Source organism: Paracidovorax sp. MALMAid1276 (assembly GCF_049198005.1).
Classification (GTDB): Bacteria; Pseudomonadota; Gammaproteobacteria; order Burkholderiales; family Burkholderiaceae_C; genus Acidovorax.
Genome location: NZ_JBMIRS010000197.1, coordinates 124,692 through 136,048, shown reverse-complemented (window position 1 = coordinate 136,048; position 11,357 = coordinate 124,692). Strand labels below are relative to the sequence as shown.

The 11,357-nt window shown below is 65.0% G+C and carries 8 protein-coding genes; 5 read left to right on the top strand and 3 right to left on the bottom strand.

Going from position 1 to position 11,357, the window contains the following annotated elements; genetic code table 11:
- From ACOQFS_RS15470 to serA, 3 genes are all read right to left on the bottom strand, one after another.
- Positions 1-438 (bottom strand): HIT family protein (locus ACOQFS_RS15470; RefSeq protein WP_421563719.1); only part of this gene is annotated, 438 nt, incomplete at its 3' end.
- An 8-nt stretch (positions 439-446) separates the two neighbouring features.
- Positions 447-4,364: a DUF3683 domain-containing protein gene (locus tag ACOQFS_RS15465; RefSeq protein WP_421563715.1), complete on the bottom strand. Its 3,918-nt coding sequence runs from the start codon at positions 4,362-4,364 to the stop codon at positions 447-449.
- 191 nt (positions 4,365-4,555) lie between these two features.
- Positions 4,556-5,785: a phosphoglycerate dehydrogenase gene (gene serA / locus ACOQFS_RS15460; RefSeq protein WP_421563714.1), complete on the bottom strand. Its 1,230-nt coding sequence runs from the start codon at positions 5,783-5,785 to the stop codon at positions 4,556-4,558.
- A gap of 313 nt (positions 5,786-6,098) precedes the next feature.
- Here serA and ugpB point away from each other — a divergent pair, with 313 nt between their 5' ends.
- The 5 genes from ugpB (at position 6,099) to ugpQ (ending at position 11,332) form a co-directional block, all read left to right on the top strand.
- Positions 6,099-7,409: a sn-glycerol-3-phosphate ABC transporter substrate-binding protein UgpB gene (gene ugpB / locus ACOQFS_RS15455; RefSeq protein ID WP_421563713.1), complete on the top strand. Its 1,311-nt coding sequence runs from the start codon at positions 6,099-6,101 to the stop codon at positions 7,407-7,409.
- 125 nt (positions 7,410-7,534) lie between these two features.
- Complete coding sequence (gene ugpA / locus ACOQFS_RS15450) at positions 7,535-8,416, top strand: sn-glycerol-3-phosphate ABC transporter permease UgpA (protein ID WP_421563712.1); 882 nt, start codon at positions 7,535-7,537, stop codon at positions 8,414-8,416.
- Positions 8,417-8,563: 147 nt separating this feature from the next.
- Positions 8,564-9,415 carry a sn-glycerol-3-phosphate ABC transporter permease UgpE gene (gene ugpE, locus ACOQFS_RS15445; protein WP_421563711.1) on the top strand — a complete coding sequence of 284 codons (852 nt, stop codon included), beginning with the start codon at positions 8,564-8,566 and terminating at the stop codon, positions 9,413-9,415.
- A gap of 60 nt (positions 9,416-9,475) precedes the next feature.
- Positions 9,476-10,483, top strand: a complete 1,008-nt coding sequence (locus ACOQFS_RS15440; protein WP_421563710.1) for a sn-glycerol-3-phosphate import ATP-binding protein UgpC — start codon at positions 9,476-9,478, stop codon at positions 10,481-10,483.
- A gap of 108 nt (positions 10,484-10,591) precedes the next feature.
- Entirely contained in the window at positions 10,592-11,332 is a 741-nt protein-coding gene (gene ugpQ, locus ACOQFS_RS15435; protein ID WP_421563709.1) for a glycerophosphodiester phosphodiesterase, read from the top strand.
- Positions 11,333-11,357: the final 25 nt, after the last annotated feature.

The following is an 11,357-nucleotide window of genomic DNA, read 5'->3' as shown; positions in this document are numbered from 1 at the left end:
TTCGATGCCTTCTACCGCGCAGACTCCTAGCCGATGCGGCAAGGTGGACTCCAGCACGGGCAGCCGGGCGCGCACGGCGGCTTCCTGCTCAGCCGGGCTGGGCCGCTGGGCGGGGGCCCACACGGGCGACGGGAAATGGCTGTCCCACCCGAACCGCGCGATCACGTGCCAGTGCAGGTGGGGCACCATGTTGCCCAGCGCCGCGACGTTGATCTTGGTGGGCGCCAAATGCTCGCGCAGGGCCTGCTCGACCACCGTCACGGCGTCCATGCAATGGGCGCGTTCGGCGGCCGACAGGTCGGAAAACTCGGCCACGTGCGCGTTCCACACCACGCGGTAGAACGCCGGGAAGCCCGCCTCGTTCGCCCGGATGACGCGCAGATGCTCGCCGCGCCAGATGAGCGCGCCGCCGTCTTCCGCGCACAGCGGGCACGCCATATCAGCCATCAGACGAGAACCCGCTCAATGCCGCCGCCATTGGCGCGCTGCACATATTCGGGCATCCAGTTCTCGCCCAGAATCTCGCGCGCCATCTCGACCACGATGTAGTCGGCTTCGAGCAAGCCGTTCTGCAGATCGTCCTGGTAGCGGTTCAGGCCCTGCAGGCAGCTCGGGCAGCTGGTAAGGATCTTCACGTTGTCCTGCGCGCCCACGGCACCGCTGTCGCGCAGCTTGGCCTCGCCCTTCCTGATCTCCTCTTCTTTGCGGAACCGCACCTGGGTGGACACATCGGGCCGGGTCACACCCAGCGTGCCCGATTCGCCGCAGCAGCGCTCGCTCTTCAAGACCTGCTCGCCCACCAGCGCCTTCACGGTCTTCACCGAGTCCTGCAGCTTCATGGGGTTGTGGCAGGGCTCGTGGTACAGGTAGGCGCCCTTGCCCTGCAGGGTGATGCCCTTCTCCAGCAAATACTCGTGGATGTCGATGATGCGGCTGCCCGGGAAGATCTTGTCGAATTCGTAGCCCTGCAGCTGGTCGTAGCAGGTGCCGCAGCTCACCACCACGGTCTTGATATCGAGGTAGTTCAGCGTGTTGGCCACGCGGTGGAAGAGCACGCGGTTGTCCGTGATCATCTTCTCGGCCTTGTCGAACTGGCCGCTGCCGCGCTGCGGGTAGCCACAGCAGAGGTACCCGGGCGGCAGCACCGTCTGCACGCCCGCATGCCACAGCATGGCCTGGGTGGCAAGGCCCACCTGGCTGAACAGCCGCTCCGACCCGCAACCGGGGAAGTAGAACACCGCCTCCGTCTCGGCCGTGGTGGTGGCGGGGTTGCGGATGATGGGCACGTAGTCCTTGTTCTCGATATCGAGTAGCGCGCGCGCCGTCTTCTTGGGCAGGCCGCCGGGCAGCTTCTTGTTGATGAAGTGGATCACCTGCTCCTTGACCGGCGCGGTGCCCACCGTGGCCGGCGGGTGCGCGGTCTGCTTGCGGCCCACGGCGCGCAGCACGTCCACGGCCGCGCGCTGGGCCTTGAAGCCCACATCCACCATCGCGCTGCGCATGAGCTTGATGGTGTCGGGGTTGGTGGCGTTGAGCATGGCCATGGCCAGCTTGTTGCCGGGGCGGAAGCTCTTCTTGCCCATCTTGCGCAGCAGGTTGCGCATGTTCATGGTGACGTCGCCGAAGTCGATCTTCACCGGGCAGGGGCTTTCGCACTTGTGGCACACCGTGCAGTGGTCGGCCACGTCTTCAAACTCCTGCCAGTGCTTGATGCTCACGCCCCGACGGGTCTGCTCTTCGTACAAAAATGCCTCGACCAGCAGCGAGGTCGCCAGGATCTTGTTGCGCGGGCTGTAGAGCAGGTTGGCACGCGGCACGTGCGTGGAGCACACGGGCTTGCACTTGCCGCAGCGCAGGCAGTCCTTCACGCTGTCGGCAATCGCGCCGATGTCGCTCTGCTGCATGATCAGCGACTCGTGCCCCATGAGGCCGAAGCTCGGCGTGTAGGCATTCGTCAGATCGGCGTGCAGGGCCTGCAAATTTGAAGCATTTTCGGCCCCTAGCGCTTGTCCATCAAGCGTTTGCAGCTCCTCATTTCGTAGCAGCTTACCCTTGTTGAAGCGGCCTTGCGGGTCCACCTTGCGCTTGTAGTCGGCAAAGGGGCGCAGTTCGTCGTCGGTCAAAAATTCCAGCTTGGTGATGCCGATGCCGTGCTCGCCCGAGATCACGCCATTCAGGCTGCGCGCCAGCACCATGATGCGTGCCACGGCCTCGTGGGCGGTTTGCAGCATTTCATAGTCGTCGCTGTTGACCGGCAGGTTGGTGTGCACATTGCCGTCGCCGGCATGCATGTGCAGCGCCACCCACACGCGGCCCTTGAGCACGCGCTTGTGGATGGCCACGGCCTCGTCGAGGATGGGCTTGAACGCCGCCCCCGTGAAGATGGCCTGCAGCGGCGCACGCAGCTGGGTCTTCCAGCTGGCGCGCAGGGTGTGGTCCTGCAGCTGCGGGAACAGCGTTTCCACGTCGTTCAGCCAGCCTTGCCACAGGGCGCGCACCTCCTGCACCAGTTCGATGGCACGGTCCACGCGCTCTTGCAGCAGCTCGGGCGATGGCACTTCGTCGTCGGCGTCGTGCTTGCCCAGCGGCAGGTTGCCCCGCTCGAAAAATTCGGTCAGCGCGTCGCACAGCTTGAGCTTGTTGCGCAGGGAGAGCTCGATGTTGATGCGCTCGATGCCGTCGGTGTACTCGGCCATGCGCGGCAGCGGAATCACCACGTCTTCGTTGATCTTGAAGGCGTTGGTGTGGCGGCTGATGGCGGCCGTCTTCTTGCGGTCGGCCCAGAATTTCTTGCGCGCGTCGGCGCTGATGGCGATGAAGCCCTCGCCGCTGCGGGTGTTGGCCAGGCGCACCACTTCGCTGGTCACGCGGGCCACCTCGTCGGCGTTGTCGCCCGCGATGTCGCCGATCAGCACCATCTTGGGCAGGCCGCCGTTGCCCTTCTTGCTCTTGGTGGCGTAGCCCACCGCCTTGAGGTAGCGGTCGTCCAGATGCTCCAGGCCCGCCAGCAGCACGCCACTGCGCTTTTGCTCGGCGAACATGAAGTCCTTGATCTCGACGATGCTGGGCACGGCGTGCTTGGCGTTGCCGAAGAACTCCAGGCACACGGTGCGCGTGTGCTCGGGCATGCGGTGCACCACCCAGCGCGCGCTGGTGATCAGGCCGTCGCAGCCTTCCTTCTGGATGCCGGGCAGGCCCGAAAGGAACTTGTCGGTCACGTCCTTGCCCAGGCCTTCCTTGCGGAAGGTGCGGCCCGGGATGGCCAGCGTTTCGGTGCGCACGGGCGTCTTGCCGTCGGCCTCGAAATACTGCAGCTCGAACGTGGCCACCTCCACGTCATGGATCTTGCCCATGTTGTGGTCCAGGCGGGTCACTTCCAGCCACTGCGCGTCGGGCGTCACCATGCGCCAGCTGGCCAGGTTGTCGAGCGCCGTGCCCCACAGCACGGCCTTCTTGCCGCCCGCGTTCATGGCGATGTTGCCGCCGATGCAGGATGCCTCGGCGCTGGTCGGGTCCACCGCAAACACAAAGCCCGCTCGCTCGGCCGCATCGGCCACGCGCTGGGTCACCACGCCGGCCTCGGTCCACACCGTGCCCACCTCGCGGTCCATGCCCGGCAGGCGGCGCATTTCCACCTCGGTCATGGCTTCGAGCTTTTCGGTGTTGATGACCACGCTCTTCCAGGTCAGCGGAATCGCACCGCCGGTGTAGCCCGTGCCGCCCCCGCGCGGGATGATGGTCAGGCCCAGTTCGATACAGCCTTTGACCAGCGCGGCCATCTCGGCCTCGGTGTCGGGGGTGAGCACCACAAACGGGTATTCGACGCGCCAGTCGGTCGCGTCGGTCACGTGGCTCACGCGCGAGAGGCCGTCGAACTTGATGTTGTCCTTGGCCGTGAGGCGGCCCAGTGTCTTTTGCACCTGGCGGCGCAGCTGGGCGGCGTTCTCGAACGTGGCGTTGAACTCCTGCACTGCGCGGCGCGCGGCCACCACCAGCTCGCCCACCAGGCGGTCGCGCCCGGCGTCGTCGGCGGGCGTGCGGCGCTTTTCGATCTCGGCCAGGCGGTGGTTCAGCGCCTCCACCAGCAGCTTGCGGCGGCCCGGGTTGTCCAGCAGGTCGTCCTGCAGGTACGGGTTGCGCTGCACCACCCAGATGTCGCCCAGCACTTCATACAGCATGCGGGCCGAGCGGCCCGTGCGCCGCTCCTTGCGCAGCTGGTCCAGCACGTCCCAGGAAGCGGAGCCCAGCAGGCGGATCACGATCTCGCGGTCGGAGAACGAGGTGTAGTTGTAGGGAATCTCGCGCAGACGCACAGGCTCGGCGGCCTGCGTCTGCAGGGCTGCCAACGCTATCGGAACATTCATGGGATCAACCTGGGTGGGCGCGTGGCGCCCGTGTGCCTTGGGGCCAGAATTTTAAGCCACGACCCTTCTGCGCGCCGGGAGCGTGGGCTCCCAGGGCGCCCCGCACGGGGGCCGCAAGCCGTCTTTCCAGCAAAAAAGGCCGTCAGCGCTTATCCAATAAGCGCTGACAGCTATCAATTCAGGAGCAACCCTTAAAACAGCACCCGGCTGCGCAGCGTGCCCGTGACCTTGGCCAGCTTGTCCAGCGCGAGGTCGGACGATGCGGCGTCGATGTCGATGACCACGTAGCCGATCTTTTCGTTGGTCTGCAGGTACTGCGCCGAGATGTTGATGGCGTTGTCCGAAAAGATGCGGTTGATCTCGGACAGCACGCCCGGCACGTTGCGGTGGATGTGCAGCAGCCGGTGCTTGCCGGGGTGGGCCGGCAAGGCCACTTCGGGAAAGTTGACCGACGAGGTGCTGGTGCCGTTGTCACTGTACTTCACCAGCTTTTCGGCCACTTCCAGGCCGATGTTGGCCTGCGCCTCCATGGTCGAGCCGCCGATGTGCGGGGTCAGGATCACGTTGTCGAGGCCTCGCAGGGGCGACTGGAACTCGTCCTTGTTGGTGCGCGGCTCCACCGGGAACACGTCGATGGCGGCGCCCAGCAGCTTCTTCGCCTTGAGCGCCTCGGCCAGCGCATCAATGTCCACCACCGTTCCGCGCGCGGCATTGATGAGGATGCCGCCGGGCTTCATCGCAGCGATCTCGGCCGTGCCGATCATGCCTTCGGTGGAGGGCAGCTCGGGCACGTGCAGGCTCACGATGTCGCTTTGCGCCAGCAGGTCGTGCAGGCGCGGCACCTGGCGCGCATTGCCCAGCGGCAGCTTGTTGACCACGTCAAAAAAAGCCACCTGCATGCCCAGCGCCTCGGCCAGCACGGACAGCTGTGTGCCGATGGAGCCGTAGCCCACGATGCCCAGGGTCTTGCCACGGATCTCGTAGGCGTTGTCGGCACTCTTGAGCCAGCCACCACGGTGCGCCACCGCGTTCTTCTCGGGAATGCCGCGCAACAGCAGGATGGCCTCGGCGAGCACCAGCTCGGCCACCGAGCGGGTGTTGGAATACGGCGCGTTGAACACGGCAATACCGCGTTCGCGCGCGGCATTCAGGTCGACCTGGTTGGTGCCGATGCAAAAACAGCCCACGGCCACGAGCTTGTGGGCGTGCGCAAACACCTCTTCGGTGAGCTGCGTGCGCGAGCGGATGCCCACAAAGTGAACGTCCGCCAATTTGCGCTTGAGCTCGTCGTCCGGCAGCGCGCCGGCCACTGTCTCGATCTGCGTGTAGCCGGAGCCGCGCAGCACCTCCACCGCAGACGGGTGGATGCCCTCCAGCAACAGAAACTTGATCTTGTTCTTGTCCAGCGAGTTGTTGACCATGGCAGTGCGAAAGGGGTTGGAAGAAGACAGGACGGGGGCCGCGCCACTATGCACCAAGTTTGATGCAATGCACCAAAACCTTGCATGCATCAGCCCATCGCTGCAACCGTGTCATAAAACAGTCACAATCGCACCCCTTGCAAGGCACCCGAAGGGATGTTGTGCAGGACTCCCGCTGGGGGTCATGCAGGGCATTCCAAGGGGTTTACCCGGTTGTTACACACGGGGTGCCATGCGACAACGACACGCCATTGTCACAACGCCGGCCTAGCATCCGGCCTTTGTGCATTTCGTCATCCTTGGAGGAACATTCATGCAAATCAAGCATCTGGCGCTTTCTGCCGCCATCGCCCTGTCGCTCGCTGCGCCCGCACAGGCCCAGCAAGTGGAGATTCAGTGGTGGCATTCCATGAGCTCGGCTCTGGGCGAATGGGTCAACGATCTGGCCAAGCAGTACAACGCCAGCCAGACCAAATACAAGGTGGTGCCCACCTACAAGGGCACTTATGACGAATCGATGACAGGCGCCATCGCCGCCTTCCGCGCCGGCAATGCCCCCCACATCCTGCAGGTGTTCGAAGTGGGCACCGCCACCATGATGGCCAGCAAGGGCGCCATCGTGCCGGCCGCCAAGGTGCTGAACGACGCCGGCTTCAAGTTCACCCCGTCGGAATACGTGTCTGCCGTGGCCGGTTACTACACCGCGCCCAACGGCCAGATGCTGAGCTACCCGCTCAACAGCTCCACCACCATCTTCTATTACAACAAGGACGCCTTCAAGAAGGCGGGCCTGGACGCCGACAAGCCGCCCAAGACCTGGCCCGAAGTGTTCGCCGCAGCCTCCAAGCTCAAGGCCAGCGGCCACAGCTGCCCCTACACCACCAGCTGGATCAGCTGGACGCAGCTCGAAAGCTTCTCGCTGTGGCACAACACGCTGTTCGCCACCAAGAACAACGGCTTTGACGGCAACGACGCACAGCTGCAGATCAACTCGCCCCTGCACGTGCGCCACTTCGAGAACCTGGCCAAGGCCTCCAAGGAAGGCAGCTTTGTCTACAAGGGCCGGGGCAACGCGGCCGACGCATCGTTCCCTTCGGGCGAATGCGCCATGATCACCGGCTCGTCGGGCCTGTATGCCCGCGTGTCCAAGGAAGCCAAGTTCGCCTACGGCATCTCCACCCTGCCCTACTACCCTGACGTGCAGGGCGCGCCCCAGAACACCGCCATCGGCGGCGCCAGCCTGTGGGTGATGGCCGGCAAGAAGGCCGACGAGTACAAGGGCGTGGCCGACTTCCTGAACTTCCTGAACGACACCAAGGTGCAGGCCGCCAGCCACCAGCGCACGGGCTACCTGCCCGTGACCATGGGTGCCTACAAGCTGACCGAGGCTTCGGGCTTCTATGAAAAGAACCCCGGCACCGACGTGGCCGTGACACAGATGATCAAGAAGGCCACCGACAAGTCGCGCGGCATCCGCCTGGGCAATTTCGTGCAGGTGCGCTCCATCATCGACGAGGAAACCGAGCAAATCTGGTCGGGCAAGAAGTCCGTCAAGGAAGCGCTGGACACGGCCGTGACCCGTGGCAACGAGCAGCTGGCCCGTTTCGCCCGCGCCAACAAGTAAGCAAGCACTGCCGAAAATCTGTTCGTGCCCTACCTGCCGCGCTGCGGTAGGGCACCGAAAGCCCGCCGCCCCGTCAACCACTGTGGTTCACGGGGCGGCGGGGTTTTCTATTTGAGAGTTCCGACATGGAAAAACGCGTTTTATTTCGCTCTGCATGGCTGCCGTGGGTGCTTCTGGCGCCCCAGCTGGCCATCATCAGCGTCTTCTTTTTCTGGCCTGCGGGCCAGGCGCTGGTGCAGTCGTTCCAGCAGCAGGACACCTTCGGCTTCTCCAAGGAATGGGTGGGGCTGGACAACTTCAAGCACCTGTTCGACGACCCCGGCTACCTCGCCTCCTTCAAGACGACGGCGGTGTTTTCGATTCTGGTGGCCGTGATCGGCATCAGCCTGTCGCTGGTGCTGGCCATCTTTGCCGACCGCATCATCAAGGGCGCGCTCGTCTACAAGACCGCGCTGCTGCTGCCCTACGCTGTGGCTCCCGCTGTGGCGGGCGTGCTGTGGATGTTCATGTTCTCGCCCTCGCTGGGCGTGGTGGCCTATCTGCTGCGCCAGACAGGTTTCGACTGGAACCACATGCTCAACTCCGACCACGCCATGGGGCTGATCGTGATTGCCGCCGTGTGGAAGCAGATCTCGTACAACTTCCTGTTCTTCCTGGCGGGCCTGCAATCCATCCCCAAGTCGCTGATCGAGGCCGCCGCCATCGACGGCGCGGGCCCGTGGCGCCGGTTCTGGAGCATCCAGTTCCCGCTGCTGTCGCCCACCACGTTCTTCCTGCTGGTGATCAACGTGGTGTACGCCTTCTTCGACACCTTCGCCATCGTGGACGCCACCACGCAGGGCGGCCCGGGGCGCGACACCGCCATCCTGGTCTACAAGGTCTACCACGACGGCTTCAAGGCCATGGACATGGGCGGATCGGCCGCGCAGTCGGTGGTGCTCATGGTGATCGTCGTCGCACTGACGGTCATCCAGTTCCGCTACGTCGAAAAGAAAGTGCAGTATTGAATATGAAGCACCCCCTGAGTCGCTTCGCGCCTTCCCCCTTCAGGGGGACGCCGCCCTCACTGCGGGGCGGCCCTTGCTCGGCGGCCCTCGCCTGCAGCGCGCCCTCTCCACGCGCCGCGGGCCATCCTTCGGTTCTGAAAGATTCCCATGGTTGAACGTAGTCCTTATCTCACCGGCTTCTCGCACCTCATCATGGTGCTGGGCGTGATCATCGTCGGCTTCCCGCTGTACCTGGCGTTCGTGGCGTCCACCCACACGGCGCAGGACATCGTGCAGGTGCCCATGCCCATGCTGCCGGGCAGCAACTTCTGGCAGACCTACCACGACACGCTGTTTGGCGGCGGCTCCGGCGCGGGCTCCAACGCGCCTGTGGCCCGCATGATGTGGGTGAGCTTTGTCACCGCCATCGTCATCACCGTGGGCAAGATCGCGATCTCGCTGCTGTCGGCGTTTGCCATCGTGTACTTCCGCTTCCCGTTCAAGGGCATCTGCTTCTGGCTCATCTTCATCACGCTGATGCTGCCGGTGGAAGTGCGCATCGGGCCCACCTACCAGGTGGTGTCCGACCTGAACATGCTCAACTCCTACGCGGGTCTCACGGTGCCGCTGATCGCGTCGGCCACGGCCACCTTTCTGTTCCGGCAGTTCTTCCTCACGGTGCCCGATGAACTGGTGGAAGCCGCCCGCGTGGACGGCGCCGGGCCCATGCGCTTCTTCAAGGACATCCTGGTGCCGCTGTCGCGCACCTCGATCGCCGCATTGTTCGTGATCCAGTTCATCTACGGCTGGAACCAGTACCTGTGGCCGCTTTTGGTGACCACGTCGGAAGACATGTACCCCGTGGTGATCGGCATCAAGCGCATGATCGCCGGCGGCGATTCGGGCAACGAATGGAACATCGTGATGGCCACCGCCCTGCTGGCCATGCTGCCCCCGGCGGTGGTGGTGGTGCTCATGCAGCGCTGGTTCGTCAAGGGCCTGGTGGACACCGAAAAATAAGTCAAAAACCCTGTCAGCGCTTACCAGACAAGCACTTTCAGCTATCAAATTCATTGCATCATGGCATCCATATCCCTTCGCAACATCATCAAGCGCTACGGCGTGGGCCCCAAGGCCAACCAGGTCATCCACGGCGTGAATGCCGAGGTCAAGGACGGTGAGTTCATCGTCATCGTCGGCCCCTCGGGCTGCGGCAAGTCCACCCTGCTGCGCATGGTCGCGGGCCTGGAGGAAATCTCCGGCGGCGAGCTGCGCATTGGCGACCGCGTGGTGAACGACCTGGAACCCGCCCAGCGCGACATCGCGATGGTGTTCCAGAACTACGCGCTGTACCCGCACATGACGAACTACGAGAACATGGCCTATGGCCTGAAGATCGCCAAGGTGCCCAAGGAAGAGATCCAGCGCCGCGTGGACAAGGCCGCCAAGATCCTCGAACTCTCGCACCTGCTCGAGCGCAAGCCGCGCGAACTCTCGGGCGGCCAGCGCCAGCGCGTGGCCATGGGCCGCGCCATCGTGCGCCAGCCCCAGGTGTTCTTGTTCGACGAACCCCTGTCCAACCTGGACGCCAAGCTGCGCGCCCAGACCCGCCTGGAAATCCAGAAGCTGCACCGCGAGCTGGGCATCACCAGCCTGTTCGTGACGCACGACCAGGTCGAGGCCATGACGCTGGCCGAGCGCATGATCGTGATGAACGCCGGCAACATGGAGCAATTCGGCACGCCCGAAGAGGTCTACCACACGCCGGCGTCCACCTTCGTGGCCAGCTTCATCGGCTCGCCGCCCATGAACCTGCTCAAGAACGCCCCCGGCGTGCAGGCCGGCACCATCCTGGGCATCCGCCCCGAGCACCTGGACGTGACGGCGGGCGACGGCTGGGCCGTGACCGTGGAAACCGTGGAACTGCTGGGCGCCGAGCGCCTGATCTATGGCCGCATCAACGGCGAGCAGATCATCGTGCGTGTGGAGGAAGGCGCCCACGCTCCGGCGCCCGACACCGTGATCCACGTACAGCCCCGCGCGGACCGGCTGCACGCGTTTGACGCCACGACGGGAAAAAGGGCGTGACATTCCCCTGAGGCGCTGCGGGGCGCCCCTCGCTGCGGGGCATTCCGCGCCGGGGCAACGACAGTTTCACGCGCCGCGCGCAGCGCACGTATCAAGAAAGACGCAACGATGACCGCCCCTTGGCCTTACCCCCGCTGGATCGCCCACCGCGGCGCTGGCAAGCTGGCACCTGAAAACACCCTGGCGGCCTTCCGCCTGGGTGCCGCACACGGCTACCGCATGTTCGAGTGCGATGCCAAGCTCTCGGCCGACGGCGTGCCGTTCTTGATGCACGACGCCACGCTGGATCGCACGACCAGCGGCCGGGGCACGGGCGGCGACCTGGCCTGGCGCGAGCTGGCCCAGCTGGACGCGGGCAGCTGGCACTCGCGCGCCCACGCGGGCGAGCCGCTGCCCACGCTCGACAACCTGGCGCGCTACTGCATCGCCAACGGGTATTTCCTCAACATCGAGATCAAGCCCACGCCGGGCACGGAAGAACACACCGGCCGCGTGGTGGGCGAGCACGCTGCCCGCCTGTGGCAGGGCCAGGCCGTGCCGCCGCTGTTCTCGTCGTTCAAGCCCGACGCCCTGGCCGGCGCCCGCGCCACGGCGCCGCACATCCCGCGCGCGCTGCTCATCGACGCGCTCTGGGACGGCTGCCTCGACGTGGCCCGCGAGCTGGGCTGCGTGGCCATCGTCTGCAACCACGCACTGTGGGACGCCGCACTGGTCGCCCAGGTGCAGGGCTGGGGCCTGCGCACGCTGTCGTACACCGTGAATGACGAATGGGCGGCGCAGCGGCTGATCGACCTGGGCACGGACGGCATCATCACCGACCGGGTGGACCTGTTCAGCCCGGCCGCCTGAGCCCCGCCGGCCCCTCCGGCTTCCA

Bases quoted from the DNA above. Each gene is read 5' to 3' on its own strand.
- ACOQFS_RS15465 (WP_421563715.1), bottom strand. From the start codon at position 4,364: ATGAATGTTCCGATAGCGTTGGCAGCCCTGCAGACGCAGGCCGCCGAG.
- serA (WP_421563714.1), bottom strand. From the start codon at position 5,785: ATGGTCAACAACTCGCTGGACAAGAACAAGATCAAGTTTCTGTTGCTG.
- ugpB (WP_421563713.1), top strand. From the start codon at position 6,099: ATGCAAATCAAGCATCTGGCGCTTTCTGCCGCCATCGCCCTGTCGCTC.
- ugpA (WP_421563712.1), top strand. From the start codon at position 7,535: ATGGAAAAACGCGTTTTATTTCGCTCTGCATGGCTGCCGTGGGTGCTT.
- ugpE (WP_421563711.1), top strand. From the start codon at position 8,564: ATGGTTGAACGTAGTCCTTATCTCACCGGCTTCTCGCACCTCATCATG.
- ACOQFS_RS15440 (WP_421563710.1), top strand. From the start codon at position 9,476: ATGGCATCCATATCCCTTCGCAACATCATCAAGCGCTACGGCGTGGGC.
- ugpQ (WP_421563709.1), top strand. From the start codon at position 10,592: ATGACCGCCCCTTGGCCTTACCCCCGCTGGATCGCCCACCGCGGCGCT.